The 20,970-nt window shown below is 67.0% G+C and carries 20 protein-coding genes; 8 read left to right on the top strand and 12 right to left on the bottom strand.

Annotated elements, in window-relative coordinates; all coding sequences use genetic code 11:
• Window positions 1-17: 17 nt before the first annotated feature.
• Window positions 18-2,663 carry a type I DNA topoisomerase gene (gene topA, locus N1F91_RS15390; protein ID WP_289993303.1) on the bottom strand — a complete coding sequence of 882 codons (2,646 nt, stop codon included), beginning with the start codon at window positions 2,661-2,663 and terminating at the stop codon, window positions 18-20.
• 322 nt (window positions 2,664-2,985) lie between these two features.
• Here topA and N1F91_RS15385 point away from each other — a divergent pair, with 322 nt between their 5' ends.
• Window positions 2,986-3,219, top strand: a complete 234-nt coding sequence (locus N1F91_RS15385; RefSeq protein WP_289993667.1) for a hypothetical protein — start codon at window positions 2,986-2,988, stop codon at window positions 3,217-3,219.
• 341 nt (window positions 3,220-3,560) lie between these two features.
• Window positions 3,561-3,965, top strand: coding sequence for a DUF6481 family protein (locus tag N1F91_RS15380; RefSeq protein WP_289993302.1), 405 nt, complete (start codon window positions 3,561-3,563; stop codon window positions 3,963-3,965).
• A gap of 6 nt (window positions 3,966-3,971) precedes the next feature.
• On the opposite strand, the gene N1F91_RS15375 is transcribed toward N1F91_RS15380, so the two are convergent.
• Entirely contained in the window at window positions 3,972-5,174 is a 1,203-nt protein-coding gene (locus N1F91_RS15375) for a winged helix-turn-helix domain-containing protein (protein WP_289993301.1), read from the bottom strand.
• Between the two features lie 189 nt (window positions 5,175-5,363).
• Between N1F91_RS15375 and N1F91_RS15370 the strand changes: the two genes are divergently transcribed.
• The gene (locus tag N1F91_RS15370) at window positions 5,364-5,852 is read left to right on the top strand and encodes a GyrI-like domain-containing protein (protein ID WP_289993300.1); all 489 of its coding nucleotides are present in this window, start codon (window positions 5,364-5,366) and stop codon (window positions 5,850-5,852) included.
• 12 nt (window positions 5,853-5,864) lie between these two features.
• On the opposite strand, the gene N1F91_RS15365 is transcribed toward N1F91_RS15370, so the two are convergent.
• The 5 genes from N1F91_RS15365 to N1F91_RS15345 are packed head-to-tail and all read right to left on the bottom strand — an operon-like array spanning window position 5,865 to window position 9,755.
• Window positions 5,865-6,224, bottom strand: coding sequence for a hypothetical protein (locus N1F91_RS15365; RefSeq protein ID WP_289993298.1), 360 nt, complete (start codon window positions 6,222-6,224; stop codon window positions 5,865-5,867).
• A gap of 3 nt (window positions 6,225-6,227) precedes the next feature.
• Entirely contained in the window at window positions 6,228-7,070 is an 843-nt protein-coding gene (locus N1F91_RS15360; RefSeq protein WP_289993297.1) for a metal ABC transporter permease, read from the bottom strand.
• The gene (locus N1F91_RS15355; RefSeq protein WP_289993665.1) at window positions 7,067-7,927 is read right to left on the bottom strand and encodes a metal ABC transporter permease; all 861 of its coding nucleotides are present in this window, start codon (window positions 7,925-7,927) and stop codon (window positions 7,067-7,069) included. The genes N1F91_RS15360 and N1F91_RS15355 overlap by 4 nt, the downstream gene beginning before the upstream one ends.
• Entirely contained in the window at window positions 7,927-8,826 is a 900-nt protein-coding gene (locus tag N1F91_RS15350) for a manganese/iron ABC transporter ATP-binding protein (protein ID WP_289993664.1), read from the bottom strand. The genes N1F91_RS15355 and N1F91_RS15350 overlap by 1 nt, the downstream gene beginning before the upstream one ends.
• Window positions 8,827-8,867: 41 nt before the next feature.
• Window positions 8,868-9,755, bottom strand: a complete 888-nt coding sequence (locus tag N1F91_RS15345; RefSeq protein ID WP_289993296.1) for a metal ABC transporter substrate-binding protein — start codon at window positions 9,753-9,755, stop codon at window positions 8,868-8,870.
• 166 nt (window positions 9,756-9,921) lie between these two features.
• Here N1F91_RS15345 and N1F91_RS15340 point away from each other — a divergent pair, with 166 nt between their 5' ends.
• Both N1F91_RS15340 and N1F91_RS15335 read left to right on the top strand, forming a co-directional pair.
• Window positions 9,922-10,353 carry a Fur family transcriptional regulator gene (locus N1F91_RS15340; protein WP_289993295.1) on the top strand — a complete coding sequence of 144 codons (432 nt, stop codon included), beginning with the start codon at window positions 9,922-9,924 and terminating at the stop codon, window positions 10,351-10,353.
• A gap of 122 nt (window positions 10,354-10,475) precedes the next feature.
• Window positions 10,476-11,126 carry an OmpA family protein gene (locus N1F91_RS15335; RefSeq protein WP_289993294.1) on the top strand — a complete coding sequence of 217 codons (651 nt, stop codon included), beginning with the start codon at window positions 10,476-10,478 and terminating at the stop codon, window positions 11,124-11,126.
• An 82-nt stretch (window positions 11,127-11,208) separates the two neighbouring features.
• On the opposite strand, the gene N1F91_RS15330 is transcribed toward N1F91_RS15335, so the two are convergent.
• Complete coding sequence (locus tag N1F91_RS15330) at window positions 11,209-12,126, bottom strand: pseudouridine-5'-phosphate glycosidase (protein WP_289993292.1); 918 nt, start codon at window positions 12,124-12,126, stop codon at window positions 11,209-11,211.
• Window positions 12,127-12,399: 273 nt separating this feature from the next.
• On the opposite strand from N1F91_RS15330, the gene recA reads away from it, so the two are divergent.
• Both recA and alaS read left to right on the top strand, forming a co-directional pair.
• On the top strand, window positions 12,400-13,488 hold the full coding sequence (gene recA / locus N1F91_RS15325; RefSeq protein ID WP_289993291.1) for a recombinase RecA: 1,089 nt from the start codon (window positions 12,400-12,402) through the stop codon (window positions 13,486-13,488).
• Window positions 13,489-13,677: 189 nt separating this feature from the next.
• Window positions 13,678-16,344: an alanine--tRNA ligase gene (alaS, locus tag N1F91_RS15320; protein WP_289993290.1), complete on the top strand. Its 2,667-nt coding sequence runs from the start codon at window positions 13,678-13,680 to the stop codon at window positions 16,342-16,344.
• 92 nt (window positions 16,345-16,436) lie between these two features.
• Here alaS and N1F91_RS15315 read toward each other — a convergent pair whose 3' ends face one another.
• From N1F91_RS15315 to N1F91_RS15305, 3 genes are all read right to left on the bottom strand, one after another.
• Window positions 16,437-17,102 (bottom strand): OmpW family protein, encoded by a 666-nt coding sequence (locus tag N1F91_RS15315; RefSeq protein ID WP_289993288.1) that lies wholly within the window; start codon window positions 17,100-17,102, stop codon window positions 16,437-16,439.
• Between the two features lie 130 nt (window positions 17,103-17,232).
• Window positions 17,233-17,949 carry an aquaporin Z gene (gene aqpZ, locus N1F91_RS15310; RefSeq protein ID WP_289993287.1) on the bottom strand — a complete coding sequence of 239 codons (717 nt, stop codon included), beginning with the start codon at window positions 17,947-17,949 and terminating at the stop codon, window positions 17,233-17,235.
• Window positions 17,950-18,169: 220 nt separating this feature from the next.
• A complete protein-coding gene (locus N1F91_RS15305) occupies window positions 18,170-19,381 on the bottom strand; it encodes an NADP-dependent isocitrate dehydrogenase (protein WP_289993286.1) in 1,212 nt (403 codons plus the stop codon).
• Between the two features lie 215 nt (window positions 19,382-19,596).
• Here N1F91_RS15305 and N1F91_RS15300 point away from each other — a divergent pair, with 215 nt between their 5' ends.
• Window positions 19,597-20,496, top strand: a complete 900-nt coding sequence (locus N1F91_RS15300) for an alpha/beta hydrolase (protein WP_289993285.1) — start codon at window positions 19,597-19,599, stop codon at window positions 20,494-20,496.
• 3 nt (window positions 20,497-20,499) lie between these two features.
• Here N1F91_RS15300 and N1F91_RS15295 read toward each other — a convergent pair whose 3' ends face one another.
• Complete coding sequence (locus tag N1F91_RS15295; protein ID WP_289993283.1) at window positions 20,500-20,880, bottom strand: TfoX/Sxy family protein; 381 nt, start codon at window positions 20,878-20,880, stop codon at window positions 20,500-20,502.
• Window positions 20,881-20,970 lie beyond the last annotated feature (90 nt).

Raw genomic sequence — 20,970 nt, 5'->3', positions numbered from 1 at the left:
CCGTTTTGCCAATGGCTTCAGCCCTTCTTTCCGGCGCTCGCTGCCGCTGGTTTCTTCGGCGCGGCCTTGGCCTTGGCCGGGGCCTTCTTGGCGGCTGCCTTCTTCGGCGCGGCCTTTCTGGCCGTCGCAGTCTTGCCGCCGCCGGACTTGCCGGCCTTCTCCGCGATCAGCGCCAGCGCCTCCTCGACAGTGACGGCCAGTGGCTCGGTGCCTTTCGGAAGCGTCGCGTTGACCTTGCCGTAATTGACGTAGGGGCCGTACTTGCCGTCGCGCACGGTGATCTTGCCGCCGCCGTCGGGATGGTCGCCGAGGTCCTTCAGCGCCGCCGGCGTGCCGCCGCGGCGTCCGCCGCTCGCCCTGGACGCGATCTTCTCGGCCAGCACCGAGACGGCACGGTTGATGCCCACGGAGAACACGTCCTCGATGGACTCGAGATTGGCATAGACGCCGTCATGCAGGAGGAACGGGCCGTAGCGCCCCAGGCCGGCGGAGATCATCTTGCCGCTTTCGGGGTGCTGGCCGACATTGCGCGGCAGCGAGAGCAGCGCCAGCGCCTTCTCGTGATCGATCGTGTCCGGCGTCCAGCCCTTCGGCAGGCTGGCACGCTTGGCCTCCTTGCCTTCGCCGCGCTGGACGTAGGGACCGAAGCGGCCGCTCTTCAGGGCGATCTCCTCGCCGGTATGCGGGTCGGTTCCGAGCGCCTTGTCGCCGCCGTCGGCGGACTGCTCGCCATTGCCGTTCGCTTCGCCGAGCTGGCGGGTGAAGCCGCATTCGGGATAGTTGGAACAGCCGACGAAGGCGCCGTATCGGCCGAGCTTGAGCGACAGCTGGCCCTCGCCGCATTTCGGGCAGGAGCGCGGCTCGCTGCCGTCCTCGCGGGCCGGGAACACCAGCGGCGCCAGTTCCTCGTTCAGCGCCTCCAGGACGTCGGTGACGCGCAGTTCCTTGATCTCCTCGACGGAGCCCGAGAACTGGCGCCAGAAATCGCGCAGCACGTCCTTCCAGGCGAGGCGCCCGTCGGAAATCTCGTCGAGCTTTTCCTCGAGCGCGGCAGTGAAGTCGTATTCGACGTAGCGCCGGAAGAAGCTCTCGAGAAAGGCCGTCACCAGCCGTCCCTTGGCCTCCGGTATGAGCTTGCGCTTGTCGACCTTGACGTATTCGCGGTCCTCCAGCGTCTTCAGCGTCGCCGCATAGGTCGATGGCCGGCCGATGCCGAGCTCTTCCATCTTCTTGATCAGGGAGGCTTCCGAATAGCGCGGGGGCGGCTCGGTCGAGTGCCTGACGGCGTCGATCTTCTCGCGCTTCAGCATCTCGCCGGCCCGGACCTCGGGCAGGCGGCGCTCGTCCTCGTCGTCGGCGTCCTCTTCCTTCTGTTCCGTATAGGCGGCGATGAAGCCGTCGAAGCGGACCACCGAGCCGACGGCGCGCAGGTTGGCCGTCCGTCCGGCATTGGTCGCCTCGATCTCGACGGTTGTACGCTCGATCTCGGCCGGCTGCATCTGGCTGGCGATGGCGCGCTTCCAGATCAGCTCGTAGAGGCGGGCCTGGTCGGAATCGAGATGACTTTTCACGGAAGCGGGGGTGCGCGAAAAGTCGGTCGGCCGGACCGCCTCATGTGCTTCCTGGGCGTTCTTGGCCTTGGCCGTGTACTGGCGCGGCTTGTCGGGCAGGTAGCGATCACCGAATTCCTTGGCGATGGTGACGCGGGCCGCCGCCAGGGCTTCAGGCGCCATCTGCACGCCGTCGGTCCGCATGTAGGTGATCAGACCGGTCGTCTCGCCGCCGATGTCGATGCCTTCGTAGAGCCGCTGCGCGACCTGCATGGTGCGGGATGCGGAGAAGCCGAGACGCGAGGATGCGGCCTGCTGCAGCGTCGACGTCGTGAAGGGGGGCGCAGGGTTGCGCTTGGTGGGCTTGGCTTCGACGGTAAGGGCCTTGAAGCTCGCTACGTCGAGCATGGCCTTGATGGCGGTGGCCTGCTCCTCGTTCTGGATGTCGAGCTTCTGCAGCTTCTTGCCGTCGAAGGCGGTCAGTCGCGCTTCGAAGCTTTCCGAACGCGGGGTGCCGAGAACTGCGCCGATCAGCCAGTATTCCTCGCGGATGAAGCGTTCGATCTCGGCTTCGCGGTCGCAGACCAGCCTGAGCGCCACGGACTGGACGCGGCCGGCCGACCGGGCGCCCGGCAGCTTGCGCCACAGGACGGGCGACAGGGTGAAGCCGACGAGATAGTCCAGCGCGCGCCGCGCCAGGTAGGCATCCACCAGCGGCACGTCGATGGCGCGCGGATTGGCCATGGCGTCGAGCACGGACTGCTTGGTGATGGCGTTGAAGACGACGCGGCTGACGGACTTGTCCTTGATCGCCTTCTTCTGGCGAAGCACTTCCAGCACGTGCCAGGAAATCGCCTCGCCCTCCCTGTCCGGATCGGTGGCGAGGATGAGGCCGTCGGCGTCCTTCATCGCCTTGACGATATCGCCGAGGCGTTTCGACGAAGGCCCGTCCACTTCCCAGGACATCGCGAAGTCCTCGTCGGGCCGCACCGAGCCGTCCTTGGCCGGCAGGTCGCGGACATGGCCGAAGGATGCGAGAACCTTGTAGTTCTTGCCGAGATACTTGTTGATGGTCTTCGCCTTTGCGGGCGATTCGACGACGACAACGTCCATGTGGTCTGGTGCTTCCCTGTGCGCCGGAAAGCCGGATCCGATCCGTACCCGCCGCCAATGTTGGAATTCTTCCGTCACATGGCGGGCGAAATCGCCATGGTCAAGCCCTTGGCCGGGAATAGGCCGTCGTCGTGCACAACCTGAGATTGGTTGTTGCTGACAGATGATGCAACTATAAATATGTCAACGCCTGAGGCGCAGGGTTGTAGCTGCATCGGCGGGACGACTGGCGGCCGCGTCGCCGGACCACTTCGAGAGCATGCGCAGGGCAGAGGGAAGGAGCCGGCCAGCAGCGCCGGTTCGGGGAGACGCCGCAGACGCCATGAACCAGTCCCACAGCAAGCAGACCCAGCCAGCACAGTCCGGCCACGCGGATCGCGAAGCCATGCTGGACTACATCCACGCCATGCTCGGCCAGCTGCGCGGCATGGCGGAGGCCGAGAAGCTCGACATGCTGGCCTACCTGATCGACATGGCCAGGGTCGAGGTCAGCGAGATCCTGCGCTCGCAGCTGCCGCCGAGGACGCGACCACGGCGGGGGAGCGTTCACCGCTGATCCGGTCGATCCGGGTGATGATCTTCGCCACCCGCGGGCGCCGGCGAACGGGCGTCGGTGAACTTGCGGCATCGATCCGCGCTTCTTCGAAGGCGAAGACTTGACCTTGGGGCGCGCAACCATTAGATCGCGAGCGTCGCTCGTGCGATTCATCCGTATTGTCGGCGCGGATCGCTTTTCTGCAAGGGAAATCCCTGCAAAACGGAATGCGACTGTTTCCAATGCGGCTCGACAGGGCCGCTCCCATAACGGCGCCTGCCGACGTCGGCCCTGCGCCGACCGGCTCAAGTCCCGGTCCGTGCGACCGATGCATACGCATTGAAAAAGGTTGAAGGTCAGAATTGAAGTACCGCGATAACTTTGCCGACAGGCGTCAGGACGCCATGGCCGCGAAGGCCGCCCTCCTGGAAAAATTCAAGCAGCGTCCGGACGAGAGCGATCCCGAGTATCAGGCTCGCATTGCCGAGCGCCGCGCCATCGCCGAGGCCCGTGCCGAACGCGAGAAGGAAAAGGAAGCCCGCCGCCAGGCGAAGCTTGCCGAGGAAGCCCGGCTGAAGGCCGAGCGCGACGCCCAGCGCGAAGCCGAGCGGCTGCTGCGCGAGGAAGAAGAGCGTCGGGCGGCGGAACTGCGGGCGCAGGAAGAAGAAGCGCGGATTGCCGCCGAGATCGCCGAGGATGCCGCCCGCAAGGCGCGCCGCGACGCTCGCTACGCGGCCCGCAAGGCCCGCGTCCGCAAGATCGGCTGACGCGAGTCAGCCCGTCTTCAGCGCCTCGGCCAGCGCCGGGGCGAAGTCGCCCTTGTCGGTGACGATGATGTCGTTCAGGCCCAGCCAGCCGGCCATGATCCGCAGGTCGCCCGCCAGCGCCTGCGCGGCGTCTGGCCGCGCGCCTCCTTCGGCGAAGGCGGCGTTGACCCGCAGGATCCCTTCAGCGCGGTCCGCCTTGAGGTCGAGCCGCGCCACGATCGCCTCGTCCAGCAGCCATGGCATGACGTAGTAGCCGTGCGTGCGCTTGTGCGCAGGCGTGTAGATCTCGATGCGGTAGCGGAAGCCGAACAGCCGCTCGGTACGGCCCCGTTCCCAGACGAGCGGGTCGAAGGGCGCGAGCAGCGCGCTGCCGGTCACCTTGCGCGGCGTTCTGGCGCCGGCCGCCAGAAACGCCTTCTGGCTCCATCCCTCCACCTTCATCGGCAGGAGTTCGCCGCTCTCCACCAGTTCGGCGATGCGGGCGTCGGCCTCGCGCGGCGACAGGCGGAAGTAGTCGCGAAGGTCGGCAGCCGTCGCTATCCCCAGCGCGCGGGCGGCGATCCGCAGGAGTTCCCGGATCGCGTCGGCCGGCGCGGGAATGGGCCGGTCATGGATCGCCTTCGGTATCACCCGCTCGGGCAGGTCGTAGAGCCGCTCGAAGCCGCGCCGGCTGGCGGTGGTGATCCGTCCTGCCCAGAACAGCCATTCGAAGGCATGCTTGGCGTCACTCCAGCCCCACCATCCGCCTTCGCCCTTCTGGCCCTCGATTGCCGAGGCGGCGATCGGCCCCTCCGCCTCGACCCGCCTGTAGATCTCCTCGATATAGGCCGCCCGCTCGCGACCGAACGCGGCGAGCCTTCCGTAGATGCCGCGGTTGTCGCGCGCGTTCTGCATGCGCCATTGCACCAGGGGCCAGGTTTCGATCGGGAGGAAGGAGGCTTCGTGCGCCCAGTACTCGAAGATTCGGCGCGGCCTGCGCGTGGCGGCATCGTCGATCAGCGGCATCGGATAGGCGCCGAGGCGCGAAAAGGCCGGCATGTAGTGTGCGCGGACCACCGCGCTCACCGAATCGATCTGGAACAGCCCGGTGCGGGCGAGCACCGCGCCGACGTGCCTCCAGGTGCGGGGGATATCCGACCGTTTCTCGCCGAAACCCTGCGCGGCGAGTGCGATGCGGCGGGCAGCCGCGAGCGAGATCGCGTCCGTCATGGGTGCGCCGTCCGGTCAGTCGCGATGTGGGGCTCGAACCGGAACGATAAGTCGTGGCGGACCGGCCGCGTCAACCCGAAAGCGCCGCCGCTCCTGACGGTCTGTGACGGTATCCCCGTGCGGGAGGCTGGTCATTCACGCTGCCGATGCAGTAGGCAGAGGAGTGTCGGTCTCGGCGGAAGATAATTGATGTGCCAGCTTTGTGACGAGAACGTCCGGACTCTTGCGGATTTCGCCGTGATCGAGCGGCCGGCGGAGACGCTGCTCGGTCTCGACTGGGAGGGCAGCTACGGGCAGGCCGCGGCGGGCTCGGTGCGCGCGACGCTCAAAACGCTGCAGGCCCGGCTCGGCCGGGGCGATCTGTGGAGCGGGCCGCTCGTCGGCTTGTCCTTCAACGACAGGGCGGCCGGTTTCCGCTACTTCGTGGGCGCGGCGGCAGGGGAGGTCGGGGACACGGACGGTCTCGTCCGGATCGACCTGCCGGCCCGCCGCCATGTCGCCTCCTGGCACGGCGAGGCCGACGGCGACGTGGTCGGGCATTACGGCCGCATGATCGGCTGGCTCGCTTCGCAGGGGCTGACGCGGGCGGCGGCGGGGCCGCACCACCGCGAGGAATATCCCCGCGACGGCGATTTCGACGGCCCGCCGATCCTCAGGCTGATGCTTCCGCTGGAGTGATGCCGCGGGGCCCTACCGACAGTTCGACGCGTTGCTGCTTCCGCGGGTCGACGAGGAGCATGACGGCTTCATCACGGGTACGTCGAGCTCTTCCGGGCGATAGCGCGTGGCGTTGCGGTCCTGCTGCCGCTGGAGCTGCTGCAGCTGCTGATAGGCCTCGCGCCGGGCGATGCTCTCCTGGATTTGGTTGTCGACGAGAGGTGCGGTCACCCGCGGCGCGGCGTCTGTGATCGCGGGAGCCTTAACGGTCTGGGCGAACCCGGCACCGGCAAGGCCGAAGGGCGCCGACGCGGCGAGGACGATCATGGCGGCCAGGCGGGACTGAGTGTTTCGCATCCGGCCGATATAGGAATTCGAGGCGGGCACCGCCATGCCTCAGGACGCCGCGGCGCTCGCAGCCGTCCGGGCGGCGGCGAACCGCGCGCGGATGAAGGCCAGCACGAAGGCGGCAGTCATGAGAAGGACGATGGTCGGCGCCGGCGCGCTGTCGATGAAGAAGGACAGGTAGACGCCGAGGAAGGAGGCCGCGAGCGAGACGGCGAGCGAGATCGCCATCATCGTCTCGAACCGCCGGGCGATGAGGAAGGCGGTCGCGCCTGGCGTGATCAGCATGGCGATGGCGAGGATGATGCCGACGGCCTTGAGCGCGCCCACGATCGTCAGCGACAGGATTGCCAGCAGGCCATAGTGCAGCAGCCGGACCGGCAGCCCGATCGCGCGGGCGTGCTGGGGATCGAAGGCAAGGACGAGCAGGTCTCGCCGGCGCAGCAGGAGGAGGCCCGACACGAGGGCGGCGATGACGCCGCTCTCGGCGACGTCGCGCCATGTGACGCCCAGCATGTCGCCGAACAGGATGTGGTCGAGATGGACGGAGGTCTGGATGCCGACATAGAGCACGAGCCCGAGCCCGAACATGCCCGAAAAGACGACGCCCATCACCGTGTCTTCCTTGACTCGGCTGTTTTCCTTCAGGAAACCGGTCCCCAGGGCGCAGATCATCCCGGCCGCGAAGGCACCGACCGCAAGCGGGATGCCGATGATGTAGGCGATGACGATGCCCGGAAGCACGGCGTGACTGATGGCATCGCCCATCAGCGACCAGCCCTTCAGCACCAGGAAGGTCGACAGCAGTGCCATCGGCGCCGCGACCAGCAGCGCGATGGCGAAGGCCTGCTGCATGAAGGGAAAGGCGAAGGGCAGCAGCAACTGGTCGATCATGTGCCCTCCGCGATGGCCGCACGCGCCTTTCGGCGGGAAGCCAGCATGCCGTGCTTCGGCGCAAAGACGAAGGCCGTGAGAAACACCAGCGTCTGCAGCACCACGATGATGCCGCCGGTGGCGCCGTCGAGAAAATAGGAGAGATAGGCGCCGGCGAAGCTCGACAGCGATCCGACCGCCACCGACACCACGATCAGCCGCGGAAACCGGTCGGTCAGGAGGTAGGCCGTCGCGCCCGGCGTCACCACCATCGCTATGACGAGGAAGGCGCCAACGGTCTGGAGCGCGGCGACGGTGCAGGCCGACAGAAGCGTGAAGAAGACGGCCTTGAGCACGAAGGGGTTGAGGCCGATGGACCGCGCGTGCGTCTCGTCGAAGAAGACCACCATCAGGTCCTTCCACTTGGCGAGCAGCACGACCAGCGAGACGCCGGAGATGATGACGAGCTGCAGCGTATCCTCGGGCGTGATCGCCAGGATGTTGCCGAGCACGATGGTCTGGATGTTCACCGAGGTCGGCGAAAGCGACACCATGAACAGGCCGAGGCCGAAGAAGGACGTGAAGATCAGGCCGATGACGGCGTCCTCGCGCAGCTTGGTGCGCTGGTTCAGGAACAGCATGGCGCCGGCAGCCAGTCCGCCCGAGATGAAGGCACCGAGCGAGAAAGGCAGGCCCAGCATGTAGGCGCCCGCGACACCGGGCACGATGGAATGGGAGAGCGCATCGCCGATGAGCGACCAGCCCTTGAGCATCAGATAGGCCGACAGGAAGGCGCAGACCCCGCCGACGAGCGCGCTGACCCAGATCGCGTTGACCATGTAGCTGTAGGAGAAAGGCTCGAGCAGCAGGTCCATGATCAATCCCGCCGGGCCGGCGCTGGCGGCCTCGGCTCGCCCTCGGCCGGGACCTGCGCCGACCGGCTTGCCGCCGCGCCGTCGACACCTTCCTCGCCATAGAAGACGAACGGGCGTTCGTCGTCCGTGATGACGGTGACCTGGCGCCTGTCGGCGTCGTCGTGCAGATCGGCGCCGCCGAGCACGAAGTGGCGCAGCACGCCGCCGAAGGCGACTTCGAGATTGGCGCGGGTGAAGACCTCGCCGGTCGGGCCGGCCGCCAGGATGGTGCGGTTGATGAGGATCGCGCGGTCGCAGAACTCCGGCACGCTGCCCAGATTGTGCGTCGAGACCAGCATGACGCGCCCCTCGGCGCGCAGGTCGCGCAGCAGCGTGACGATCGCTTCCTCGGTGGTGACGTCGACGCCGGTGAAAGGCTCGTCGAGAAGGATGACACGGCCTTCCTGCGCCAGTGCGCGGGCAAGGAAGACGCGCTTCTTCTGCCCGCCCGAGAGCTCGCCGATCTGGCGCTTGCGGAAGTCCGTCATGCCGACGCGGTCGAGCGCCGCGGCGACCTTCTCCCTGTCGGCGCGGCCGGGAATGCGCAGGAAGTTCATGTGGCCGTAGCGGCCCATCATCACCACGTCCTCGACCAGGACGGGGAAGTTCCAGTCGACTTCCTCGGCCTGGGGAACGTAGGCGACCGCATTGCGGTCGCGCGCGCGGCCGGCCGGCTGTCCGAGGATCGAGACGGAGCCCCGCGCCAGCGGCACGAATCCCATGATGGCCTTGAAAAGGGTGGATTTCCCGCTGCCGTTCACCCCGACGAGGGCGGTAATCGATCCCTGGGGGATGGAGAAACTGACATCGGAGAGCGCCGCGTGCCCGTTCCGGTAGGTCACGGCGATGTCGCTGGCTACGATCCCGGGCGGCGCTTCGCCTGCCTGGACCTTGGCTGGTGCGTTCACTCGGTCAGGCCTTTCGCGATGGTTTGGGAGGTGATGCGCAGCAGGTCGAGATAGGTCGGCACCGGGCCGTCGGCATCGGAAAGCGAATCGACGTAGAGCACGCCGCCGTAAGCCGCGCCGGTCTCGCGGGCGACCTGCCGTGCGGGCTTGTCGGACACCGTGTTCTCGCTGAAGATCGCCGGCACGCGCTCGGCGCGCATCACGTCGATGACGCGGCGGATCTGCTGCGGCGTGCCCTGGCTGTCGGCATTGATCGGCCAGAGGTAGAGTTCCTTCAGCCCGAAATCGCGCGCCAGATAGCTGAACGCGCCCTCGCTGGTGGCGAGCCAGCGGCGCTCCTCGGGGATGGCCGCCAGCTGCTCGCGGATCGGCGCGATGGCGGCCTCGATCCGGGCACGGTAGGCCGCCGCATTCTCCTGATAGATCGCGGCATTGGCCGGATCGGCACCGGAAAGCGCCTTGGCGATGTTGTCGACGTAGATCAATGCGTCCTCAGGCGACATCCACGCGTGCGGGTTCGGCTTGCCGGTGTAGGGACCGTCGCCTATCGACATCGGCACCACGCCGTCGGACACCACGGCCGAGGGCACGTCGCGCAGGTTGGCAAAGAAGCGCTCGAACCAGAGTTCCAGGTTGAGCCCGTTCCAGAGGATGAGATCGGCATCCTGCGCCTTCAGGATGTCGCCCGGCGTCGGCTGGTAGTTGTGGATCTCCGCACCGGGCCGGGTAATCGACGCGACCGTTGCCGCGTCGCCCGCGACGTTGCGCGCCATGTCGGCGATGACGGTGAAGGTGGTCACGACCTTGAGCTTTCCATCCGCCGCGACCGCCGTTCCGGCAGTTGCGACGATGGCGACGACGATCAGGGCAAGCGTTCTCAGCATGGGTCTCGCAATCCGTTGCTTGACGGCGGCAGATCCGCCGCGTGGCGCTTCAGATAACGAAGATAAGGCGATTTGTGCCGATGTCAACGCAAATGCAAATCATTTGCAAATAGCCGGCGAACCCCGGCCATTTGCAACTCGTTGTCATCTGGACCATAGTCCGCTCATGACGACGGAGCAGAAGCAGAAGGTGGACTACGAGGCCGAACTCCGCCGTGCGGGGGTTCGAATCACGCGTCCGCGACGGATCATCCTGGAGATCATCTCCGGCACCGAGGACCACCCGGATGCCTACGAGATCTTTCGCCGCGCCACGGTGGTGGACGCGAGCATCTCGCTGTCGACCGTCTACCGGACGATGAAACTGCTGGAGGAGCATGGCGCCATCCAGCGGCATGCCTTCGCCGGCGGCCCGTCGCGCTTCGAACATGTCGGCGAAGAGCATCACGACCATCTCATCGACGTGGAAACCGGCGACGTGATCGAGTTCCGCTCCGACAAGATCGAGAAGCTGCAGGACGAGATCGCCCGCGAACTCGGCTACGACATCCTCCACCATCGGCTCGAGCTCTACGGCCGCAAGCGACGCAAGAATTGAGACCGGCCACGCGACCGCATTGTGACGGCGTGTTCCGCATTTCGCCGCAATTCCCGACAATAGACGGCGATGAAGGCGCTACGCGCGGGTTGCGCACCCGTGCACCAAGGAGAGGGATCCCTATGAAGAAGACCATGATCGTCGCCGTCGGCGTCGCCAGCTTCGCGCTCGCCGCCTGCACGACCGACCCCTATACCGGGCAGCAGAAGATTTCGAACACGGCCGGCGGTGCAGCACTCGGCGCGCTGGCGGGTGCCGGCCTCGGCACGCTGGCGGGCGGCAACGACCGTCGCAACGCCCTGATCGGCGCCGGCATCGGTGCGCTCGCCGGCGGCGCGATCGGCGGCTACATGGACCAGCAGGAGGCGCAGCTGCGCCAGCAGCTGCAGGGAACCGGCGTCAGCGTCACGCGCCAGGGCGACCAGATCATCCTGAACATGCCGTCCAACATCACCTTCGACACCGATCAGGACGCGATCAAGGGCTCCTTCTACGGCACGCTCAATTCCGTGGCGCTGGTCCTGACGAAGTTCAACCGCACCATCGTCGACGTCTACGGCCACACCGATTCCACCGGCGACGACAACTACAATCTCGGCCTGTCGCAGCGCCGCGCACTTTCGGTCGCCAACTATCTCGGCGCGCAGGGCGTCGACCAGCGCCGCTTCTCCATCCTCGGCCTCGGCGAAACCCAGCCGATCGCCTCGAATGCGACGCCCGACGGACGTGCCGCCAACCGCCGCGTCGAGATCAGGCTCGCGCCGGTCACCTGATCCGGACATCTCCTTCCCGACTCGAAATCCCGCCCCCTCCGGCGGGATTTTTCGTTGAGGACGTTTCGTTGCCGGTCGCGTGTCAGGCGAGGGCGGCTGCGATGCGGGCAGCCAGGCGGGCGTTGTTCTCCACGAGGGCGATGTTGGTCTCGAGACTGCGGCCACCCGTCAGTTCGAGAATGCGGGCAAGCAGGAAGGGCGTGACCGCCTTGCCGGTGACGCGCCTGTCCACCGCCTCGCGCTGTGCGGTCTGAATGTGGCCCGCCATCTCGGCTTCCGGGATTTCCGCTGCGGCCGGGACCGGGTTGGCGACGAGCATGCCGCCCGTGACGCCGAGAGCCGCCCGCGTCTTCTGGAAACGGGCGATCGCCGCGGCGCTGTCGAGGCGAAGGGGCGCGGCAAACGGCGATCGGCTCGACCAGAAGGCCGGCATGACGTCCGTGCCGTAGCCAACCACCGGCACGCCGCGCGTCTCCAGCACCTCCAGCGTCTTCTCGATGTCCAGGATCGCCTTGGCGCCCGCGCAGACGACGATGACCGGCGTGCGCGCCAGTTCGTCGAGATCTGCCGAGATGTCGAAACTCGTTTCCGCGCCCTTGTGCACGCCGCCAATGCCGCCGGTGGCAAAGACGCCGATGCCGGCGGCGGCGGCCGCGATCATGGTGGCGGCGACCGTCGTCCCGCCGGTGCGTCCTTCGGCGATGGCGAAGGCGAGGTCGGCGCGCGACAGCTTCATGGCGCCCCCCGCCTGCGCCAGGGCCTCCAGCTCGGCGTCGGAGAGGCCGACCTTGAGTCGGCCGTCAACGACCGCGATGGTCGCCGGCACGGCGCCTTCCTCGCGGATGATCGCCTCCACGCGCGCGGCCATCCGCGCGTTCTGTGGAAAGGGCATGCCGTGGGTGACGATGGTGCTTTCGAGCGCGACGACGGGGCGCCCCTCGGCGAGGGCGGCAGCGACGGGCGGAAAGACGTCGGTGAAGGGCCGGGCGATCTCGGTCATGAGCCTGCAACTCCGTTGTGCGGCGGCGTCTTGCCACCCCCCGGGCGGTGCACGCAAGAGCGTGCCGCCGATTCGTCCCGGTCTGCTGCCGCCTTCCGGCGACGAGCGGCGGATGGTTCCGCGTCACGCAGCCGGAACATCAAGCGAACATTTAACGCAAGTGGCTGAAATCACGCGATCGGGAGGCACTTGCAAAATGAGAACAAAACAGGTACATATCATGTCAGGCGGCAAAGCGGCCGGACTTCATTGACGATCGAGGGGTAATGTATCATGGCTCAGAACTCATTGCGGCTGGTCGAGGAAAAATCGGTGGACAAAAGCAAGGCTCTGGACGCGGCGCTGTCGCAGATCGAGCGCGCCTTCGGGAAGGGCTCGATCATGCGGCTCGGCCGCAACGAGCAGATCGTGGAGATCGAGACGGTGTCGACGGGGTCGCTCAGCCTCGACATCGCGCTCGGTGTCGGCGGGCTCCCCAAGGGACGCATCATCGAGATCTATGGCCCGGAAAGCTCGGGCAAGACGACGCTTGCGCTGCACACGGTGGCCGAGGCGCAGAAGAAGGGCGGCATCTGCGCCTTCGTCGATGCCGAACACGCGCTCGACCCGATCTATGCCCGCAAGCTCGGCGTCGATCTCGAAAACCTCCTGATCTCGCAGCCCGACACGGGCGAGCAGGCGCTGGAGATCTGCGACACGCTGGTGCGTTCCGGCGCGATCGACGTGCTGGTCGTCGATTCGGTGGCGGCGCTGACGCCGCGCGCCGAGATCGAGGGCGAGATGGGCGATTCGCTGCCGGGTCTGCAGGCCCGCCTGATGAGCCAGGCGCTACGCAAGCTCACCGCCTCGATCTCGCGCTCCAACACGATGGTCATCTTCATCAACCAGATCCGCATGAAGATCGGCGTCATGTTCGGCTCGCCCGAGACGACCACCGGCGGCAACGCGCTCAAGTTCTACGCCTCGGTGCGCCTCGACATCCGCCGCATCGGCTCGGTCAAGGAGCGCGGTGAGGTGACCGGCAACCAGACCCGCGTCAAGGTGGTCAAGAACAAGCTCGCGCCGCCCTTCAAGCAGGTCGAGTTCGACATCGTCTACGGGTCTGGCATTTCCAAGACCGGCGAACTGGTCGATCTCGGCGTCACCTCGGGCATCGTCGAGAAATCGGGCGCGTGGTTCTCCTACAATTCGCAGCGTCTCGGCCAGGGGCGCGAGAACGCCAAGCAGTTCCTGAAGGACAATCCGGAACTCGCCAACGAGATCGAATTGGCGCTGCGGCAGAGTGCGGGCCTGATCGCCGAGAAGCTGCTCGACGGGGGGCCGGAAGACGACGATGGCGGAGACATGGCCGAAGAGGCCTGATCCGCGAGACGAGCCTTCATCGCAGGTTTCGAGGCCGCCGGTCGCCCACCGGCGGCCGTTTTCGTTTGCCGGCGGCATGCGAAACGGACGCGGCGGCGCTCTCCTTGTCTTTCTGGACAGTCGCGCGGCCAGCCGATAAGAAGCCGTTCGGCTGCCGGGCATCCCGGTTTTCCTTGAGAAGGCATCGAAATGAGTGGCGTCAACGCAATCCGGTCGGCTTTTCTCGACTATTTCCGGAAGAACGGTCACGAGATCGTCGCGTCGAGCCCGCTGGTGCCACGCAACGACCCGACGCTGATGTTCACGAACGCCGGCATGGTGCAGTTCAAGAACGTCTTCACCGGCATCGAGCAGCGGCCCTATTCGCGCGCCACGACGTCGCAGAAATGCGTGCGCGCCGGCGGCAAGCACAATGACCTCGACAATGTCGGCTACACGGCGCGCCATCACACCTTCTTCGAGATGCTTGGCAACTTCTCCTTCGGCGACTATTTCAAGGACGTCGCGATCGAGCTCGCCTGGAACCTCATCACGAAGGAGTTCGGCCTCGACGCCAGGCGCCTGCTGGTCACCGTCTACCACACCGACGACGAGGCGGCCGGGCACTGGAAGAAGATCGCGGGCCTGTCCGACGACCGCATCATCCGCATCGCCACCTCGGACAATTTCTGGGCGATGGGCGATACCGGCCCCTGCGGTCCGTGCTCGGAGATCTTCTACGACCATGGCGAGGGTATCCCCGGCGGTCCTCCCGGCAGCCCGGACGAGGACGGCGACCGCTTCATCGAGATCTGGAACCTCGTCTTCATGCAGTTCGAGCAGATGACGAAGGAGGAGCGCGTGGCGCTGCCACGGCCCTCGATCGACACCGGCATGGGGCTCGAACGCGTCGCGGCGGTGCTGCAGGGCGAGCACGACAATTACGACATCGACCTCTTCAAGGCGCTGATCCGGGCTTCCGTCGAGGCGACGGGCGTGCCGGCCGAGGGCAAGAACCGGGCGAGCCACCGCGTCATCGCCGATCACCTGCGCGCCACGAGCTTCCTCATCGCCGATGGCGTGCTGCCCTCCAACGAGGGGCGCGGCTACGTCCTCAGGCGCATCATGCGCCGCGCCATGCGCCATGCCCAGCTGCTCGGGGCGGCGGAGCCGCTGATGTGGCGGCTGGTGCCGGCGCTGGTGCGCGAGATGGGCCAGGCCTATCCCGAACTCGTGCGCGGCGAGGCGCTGATCACCGAGACGCTGAAGCTCGAGGAGAAGCGCTTCCGCACGACGCTGACGCGCGGCCTCGGCCTCCTGTCCGACGCCACGGATGGCATGGGCGAGGGCGCCCGGCTCGACGGCGAGACGGCTTTCAAGCTCTACGACACCTATGGTTTCCCGCTCGACCTGACGCAGGACGCGCTGCGCCAGCGCGGCATCTCGGTCGACACCGACGGTTTCAACGCCGCCATGGAGCGCCAGAAGGCCGAAGCCCGCGCCAGCTGGGCGGGATCCGGCGAGGCGGCCGCCGAGACGATCTGGTTTTCGGTGAAGGACAAGGCGGGCGCCACCGAGTTTCTCGGATACGATACCGAAAAGGCCGAAGGCGTGATCGCTGCCATTGTTCGCGAAGGGGCGCCGGTCGATAGCGCGACCGCGGGCGAAACGGTGCAGATCGTCGTAAACCAGACGCCGTTCTATGGCGAATCCGGTGGCCAGCAGGGCGACACCGGCACTTTCCACGGCGAGGGGTTCTCCGTCACGATCACCGACACGCAGAAGAAGGTCGACGGTCTCTTCGTGCATTCGGGCATCGTGCGCAGCGGTACCGTGCGCCCTGGCGCGGCCGTTTCTATGGAAGTCGATCATGCCCGGCGCGCCAGGCTGCGGGCCAACCACTCGGCGACGCATCTCCTGCACGAGGCGCTGCGCGAAAAGCTCGGCACCCACATCGCCCAGAAGGGCTCGCTCGTCGCGCCGGACCGCCTCCGCTTCGATTTCTCGCACCCGAAGCCGATCGCGCCGGAGGAACTCGAGGCTGTCGAGGCGCTGGCCAATGCGATCGTGTTCCAGAACAGTCCCGTGACGACGCGCCTGATGGCCGTCGACGACGCGATTGCCGAGGGTGCCATGGCGCTTTTCGGCGAGAAGTACGGCGACGAGGTCCGGGTCGTGTCGATGGGGACGGCGATCGACGGCGAGAAGGCCGGAAAATCCTATTCGACCGAACTCTGCGGCGGCACGCATGTCGGCGCGACCGGCGAAATCGGCCTGGTGCGCGTGGTCTCCGAAGGCGCGGTCGCGGCCGGCGTGCGCCGTCTGGAAGCGCTGACCGGCGAGGCGGCGCGGCGCCATCTCGACGAGCAGGATCGCCGGCTGAAGGCGATCGCCTCGGCGTTGAAGGTATCTCCGTCCGACGCGGCGGCTCGTGTCGAGGCCCTGGTCGAGGAGCGTCGCAAACTCGAGAAGGAACTGGCGGACGCCCGAAAGAAGCTGGCCCTCGGGGGCGGTTCGGGCGATGGCGCCGGGCAGGGCGCCGAAACCGTCAACGGCATCGGCTTCCTGGGCAAGGTGGTCAACGGCGTGGGCGCCCGCGATCTCAAGCCTCTCGCCGACGAGGCGAGGACATCGCTCGGCTCGGGCGTGGTCGTCTTCGTCAGCACCGACGACGAGGGCAAGGCCAGCGTCGTGGTCGGCCTGACGCCGGATCTGACCGATCGCTTCAGCGCCGTCGACCTGGTTCGCTTGGCATCGGAGGCGCTCGGCGGCAAGGGCGGCGGCGGCCGGCCCGACATGGCGCAGGCCGGCGGCCCCGATGCCTCTAAGGGCGCCGACGCCATCGCCGCGGTGAAGGCCGCGGTGAAGGCGGCGTAACGGCTGAGGGACGGCCCCGCCGGACAGCCCGACGCAAGAAGGCCCGGCACCGCCTGCGGTGCCGGGCCTTCTTGCGTTTCGGTTGGGTCCGCTCAGAAGCGGTAGGTCAGCCCGGTGCCGATCAGCCAGGGATCGAGCTTCGCCTTGCCGGTCAGCGTGCCGTCATTGGCGCTCCAGTCGGGCTCCAGGAACAGCTTCTTCACGTCGAGGTTGAGCCCCCAGTGCTCGTCGAGCATGTAGTCGAAGCCCACCTGCGCGGCGAGGCCGAAACTGTCCTCCACGTCGATGTCGGTCAGCGCGCCATGGCCCGCCTGGTTGTAGAAGATCGTGTAGTTCACGCCCGCCCCGACATAGGGCTTGAAGGCGCCGAACTGGGTGAAGTGATATTGCAGCGTCAGCGTCGGCGGCAGCAGCCAGGTCTTGCCGACCGTGCCGAGCGCCGCAGCCGAATCGGTGCCGTGGATACCGGCTCGGGTCGTGCCGAGGATCAGCTCCAGCGCTACATTGTCCGTGAAGTAGTAGGAGATGTCGAGTTCGGGCACCACCGTGTCGCCATAGCCGAGGCCGGAGCCCGCCACCTGGTCGATGCTGCCTTGGTCGTTCGTCACGACGCCCAGCGCGCGCAGGCGCACCTGCCACGGGCTCTGCGCGCCTATCTGCTCGGCGATGTCGGCGGCGGCTGCCGGGGGAAGGGCGGTGAACAGGGTGATGGCCGCCAGCGCGGTCGCGCTCGAAAGGGCCGGGATACGAATCGTCATGGGACTATGCCTCGCCACGCTTGGTTGAACGGGCGGCACGCTAGCCGGCCCGGCGCGCGGCAGGTTGATCCAGGTCAAGTGGGCGGTCGGAGCCGCCACCGCTTCCAGGTGGCGGCCGGTCGGGCGGCGGCTATTGCGCAGCCACGAGGCCCGGCGTGTCGCTGCGCGCGGTGAACAGCGTCTTCCAGGCCAGTGCACCGATCGCCGCCCCGGCGATCGGCGCGACCCAGAACAGCCAGAGCTGGCCCGCCGCCGCCGTGTCGGCGAAGAAGGCGACGCCCGTCGAGCGCGCCGGGTTGACCGAGGTGTTGGTCACCGGGATCGAGACCAGGTGGATCAGCGCCAGCGTCAGCCCGATCGGGATCGGCGCGAAGCCCACCGGCGCGCCGGGCGCCGTCACGGCCAGGATGATGAACAGGAAGAAGCCGGTCATCACCACCTCCATCAGCAGCGCCGCAAACAGCGAGTAGCCGCCCGGCGACAGTGCGCCATAGCCGTTGGAGGCAAAGCCCCCGGCCGCGAAGCCTGCCGTGCCCGACGCGATCGCATAAAGCACCAACCCGGCCGCGAGCGCCGCCACCACCTGCGTCGCCACGTAATAGGCGAGGTCGCCGGCCGGCATCCGCCCCGCCACCACCATGCCCACCGAGACGGCCGGGTTGAAGTGCCCGCCCGAAATCCCGCCCACCGCATAGGCCATGGTCAGCACGGTCAGTCCGAAGGCCAGCGATACGCCGAGGAGCCCGATCCCCACCTCGGGGAACGCCGCCGCGAGCACGGCGCTGCCGCATCCGCAAAAGACGAGCCAGAACGTACCCAGGAATTCGGCGGCGATCTTCTTCTGCATCGTCAAGTCCCCTCAAAGGATGTCCTAAGGGAAGCTAGCGCGTTGCCCTGTCGCTGTGAAGTCGGATTACATGACGGCAAAGTCGTGGCGTGCGTCGGAAAAGTAGAGTGCGATTATCTCTAATTTAGGCATGGAGAATATACTCCAGCCGAATCCGGACGAAAAAAGGGGCCGCGGCGTTTGCCGCGGCCCCTTGTCGTCGCGCGTCCGTCGCGCAGGATCAGGCCATCGCCTTCTGCAGGTTCTCGTCGATCTTGTCCAAGAACCCGGTGGTCGAGAGCCAGGGCTGGTCGGGGCCGATCAGCAGCGCCAGGTCCTTGGTCATGAAGCCCGATTCCACCGTCTGGATGCACACCTTCTCAAGCGTGTCGGCGAAGCGCTTCAGCGCGTCGTTGTCGTCGAGCTTGGCGCGGTGGGCGAGACCCCTGGTCCAGGCGAAGATCGAGGCGATCGAGTTGGTCGAGGTCTCCTCGCCCTTCTGGTGCTGGCGATAGTGGCGCGTGACGGTGCCGTGCGCGGCTTCCGCCTCCACGGTCTTGCCGTCCGGCGTCATCAGCACCGAGGTCATCAGGCCGAGCGAGCCGAAGCCCTGCGCCACGGTGTCCGACTGCACGTCGCCGTCATAGTTCTTGCAGGCCCAGATGTAGCCGCCCGACCACTTCAGGCTCGCCGCCACCATGTCGTCGATCAGCCGGTGCTCGTACCAGATCTTCTTGGCCTTGAAGTCGGCCTCGAATTCCTTCTCGTAGATCTCCTGGAAGATGTCCTTGAAGCGGCCGTCATAGGCCTTGAGGATGGTGTTCTTGGTCGAGAGGTAGACCGGCCAGCCGCGCAGCAGGCCGTAGTTCAGCGAGGCGCGGGCGAAGTCGCGGATCGAATCGTCGAGGTTGTACATCGCCATCGCGACGCCAGAACCCGGTGCGTCGAATACCTCGTGCTCGATCGTCGTGCCGTCGTCGCCGACGAACTTGATCGTCAGCTTGCCCTTGCCGGGGAAGCGGAAGTCGGTGGCGCGGTACTGGTCGCCGAAGGCATGGCGGCCCACCACGATCGGCTTGGTCCAGCCCGGCACCAGCCGCGGCACGTTCTTCATGATGATCGGCTCGCGGAAGATGGTGCCGCCGAGGATGTTGCGGATCGTGCCGTTGGGCGAGCGCCACATCTTCTTGAGCCCGAATTCCTCGACGCGCGCCTCGTCGGGGGTGATCGTCGCGCACTTCACGCCCACGCCGTACTGCGCGATCGCATTGGCCGAATCGATCGTCACCTGGTCGTTGGTCGCGTCGCGATGCTCGATGCCGAGGTCGTAATACTTCAGGTCGACGTCGAGGTAGGGGTGGATCAGCTTGTCCTTGATGTACTGCCAGATGATGCGGGTCATCTCGTCGCCGTCGAGTTCGACGACGGGATTGGCCACCTTGATTTTCGACATCGGGAAAAGCCTCGTGTTCGGGGAGGCGGGACGGTCGTCGAGCCCCGCGGTTGAAGGAATGGGCACGCTATAGCAAAGCCGACCGGGGGGCGCAAACGCTACCAAAAGTGAAGCGGCACAAGCCTTTCGACCGCATTGGACAGGCAGTCCGGCGCTGCGCATAGTGGCCTCGAGGGCGAGCCGGCGGCGGATTCGGCCGCACGGGAGGACGATCCATGGCAGACTTCGATTTCGGGTTCTTCGACGTGGGCGAGGGGCGCCTGCACTATGCCTCCGCCGGCGATCCGTCGCGGCCGCTGATCCTGTGCCTGCACGGCTTTCCCGAGTACTGGGCGGCATGGAGCGGCGTGATGACCGAACTCGCGGACGCATTCTTCCTGGTGGCGCCGGACCAGCGCGGTTTCAACCTCTCCTTCAAGCCGCAGGGCGAAGAGGCCTATCGCACCCGCAGGACGGTCGCGGATCTGGCAGCGCTCGTCGATCATCTGTCACCCCGGAGGCCCTTCATCCTCGCTGGCCACGACTGGGGCGCCTCCGTCGCCTATGCCTACGCCTTTTCGCATGCCGACCGTCTCTCCCACCTCGTCATCGCCAATGGCGCGCATCCGGTCTGCTTCCAGCGTGCCATTCTGGAGGACCAGGGGCAGCGCTCCGCGAGCCAGTATTTCCATACGCTGCGCGCCCCGGGCGCGGCCGCGCGGATGGCGGAGAACGATTTCGCCCGCACCATGAAGATGCTCGCCGGCTTTTCGCGCACCGACTGGCTGACGCCGGAGATCGCGGCCGGATACCGTGCCGCCTGGGCGCAGCCGGGCGCGATGGAGGCGATGCTGCACTGGTACAAGTCCTCGCCGATCGTGGTGCCGAAGCCCGGCGATGTCGTCGACGACGCGCCGCTGCTTGCCGTCGCTCCCGAGCGCGTGACGGTGGCCATGCCCCATCTGGTGCTCTGGGGCGAGGCGGACGAGGCGTTGCGACCGGCCTGCCTGGAGGGGCTCGACGACTTCGCTCCCGACCTGACCGTCGAGCGCGTGCCGGGCGCCGGGCACTGGATCCTGCACGAGAAACCCGCGGCGGTGGCCGCGGCAATCCGCACGTTCCTCGGGCAGGGCTGACGTTCAGCCGGCTCGGGCTCGTCGCGCCTTCGCAGGTTTCGCAGGCTTGGCCGCCTTCACCTTCTGCGGCAGCGGGCCGACATAGTCGGTGGCCAGCGCGATCCAGCCGCCGAGGGCGTCGTCCTCGGCGACCGCTTCGTTCGCCACCACGACGAAACCCTTCATCTCGCGGCCCGTGAACGCCATCCGCGCGGCGCCGGGGCGGGCGAGGGCGTCGGCCTCCCGCTCCGTCCCGACCCTCACGAGGAGATCGCCGCGGTTCATCGAACCGACCAGCATGTTGCCGTTGAGGGTGAAGCAGACGCCGCCGAACATGCGGATCTCACCGACGTTGGGGTCTTCGCTGAGGATCGAGCGGATGCGTTCGGCAAGTTCGTTCGTCATGGCGGGTTCGCGCAAAGCTTCATTTTCGGTCCGGAATATGGCAGGGACGCGGGATCGCCGCAAACGCGCATCGACGGCCAGCCTTGCGGT

Origin of the sequence: Aquibium sp. ELW1220, from assembly GCF_030398385.1 — a bacterium.
Lineage (GTDB): Bacteria > Pseudomonadota > Alphaproteobacteria > Rhizobiales > Rhizobiaceae > Aquibium.
This window is presented reverse-complemented; position numbering and strand designations above follow the sequence as displayed.

What these genes read in the sequence shown, in the direction of transcription:
- topA (WP_289993303.1), bottom strand. Translation starts at nt 2,663, where the DNA reads ATGGACGTTGTCGTCGTCGAATCGCCCGCAAAGGCGAAGACCATCAAC.
- N1F91_RS15385 (WP_289993667.1), top strand. Translation starts at nt 2,986, where the DNA reads ATGAACCAGTCCCACAGCAAGCAGACCCAGCCAGCACAGTCCGGCCAC.
- N1F91_RS15375 (WP_289993301.1), bottom strand. Translation starts at nt 5,174, where the DNA reads ATGACGGACGCGATCTCGCTCGCGGCTGCCCGCCGCATCGCACTCGCC.
- N1F91_RS15370 (WP_289993300.1), top strand. Translation starts at nt 5,364, where the DNA reads ATGTGCCAGCTTTGTGACGAGAACGTCCGGACTCTTGCGGATTTCGCC.
- N1F91_RS15365 (WP_289993298.1), bottom strand. Translation starts at nt 6,224, where the DNA reads ATGGCGGTGCCCGCCTCGAATTCCTATATCGGCCGGATGCGAAACACT.
- N1F91_RS15360 (WP_289993297.1), bottom strand. Translation starts at nt 7,070, where the DNA reads ATGATCGACCAGTTGCTGCTGCCCTTCGCCTTTCCCTTCATGCAGCAG.
- N1F91_RS15345 (WP_289993296.1), bottom strand. Translation starts at nt 9,755, where the DNA reads ATGCTGAGAACGCTTGCCCTGATCGTCGTCGCCATCGTCGCAACTGCC.
- N1F91_RS15340 (WP_289993295.1), top strand. Translation starts at nt 9,922, where the DNA reads ATGACGACGGAGCAGAAGCAGAAGGTGGACTACGAGGCCGAACTCCGC.
- N1F91_RS15335 (WP_289993294.1), top strand. Translation starts at nt 10,476, where the DNA reads ATGAAGAAGACCATGATCGTCGCCGTCGGCGTCGCCAGCTTCGCGCTC.
- N1F91_RS15330 (WP_289993292.1), bottom strand. Translation starts at nt 12,126, where the DNA reads ATGACCGAGATCGCCCGGCCCTTCACCGACGTCTTTCCGCCCGTCGCT.
- recA (WP_289993291.1), top strand. Translation starts at nt 12,400, where the DNA reads ATGGCTCAGAACTCATTGCGGCTGGTCGAGGAAAAATCGGTGGACAAA.
- alaS (WP_289993290.1), top strand. Translation starts at nt 13,678, where the DNA reads ATGAGTGGCGTCAACGCAATCCGGTCGGCTTTTCTCGACTATTTCCGG.
- N1F91_RS15315 (WP_289993288.1), bottom strand. Translation starts at nt 17,102, where the DNA reads ATGACGATTCGTATCCCGGCCCTTTCGAGCGCGACCGCGCTGGCGGCC.
- aqpZ (WP_289993287.1), bottom strand. Translation starts at nt 17,949, where the DNA reads ATGCAGAAGAAGATCGCCGCCGAATTCCTGGGTACGTTCTGGCTCGTC.
- N1F91_RS15305 (WP_289993286.1), bottom strand. Translation starts at nt 19,381, where the DNA reads ATGTCGAAAATCAAGGTGGCCAATCCCGTCGTCGAACTCGACGGCGAC.
- N1F91_RS15300 (WP_289993285.1), top strand. Translation starts at nt 19,597, where the DNA reads ATGGCAGACTTCGATTTCGGGTTCTTCGACGTGGGCGAGGGGCGCCTG.
- N1F91_RS15295 (WP_289993283.1), bottom strand. Translation starts at nt 20,880, where the DNA reads ATGACGAACGAACTTGCCGAACGCATCCGCTCGATCCTCAGCGAAGAC.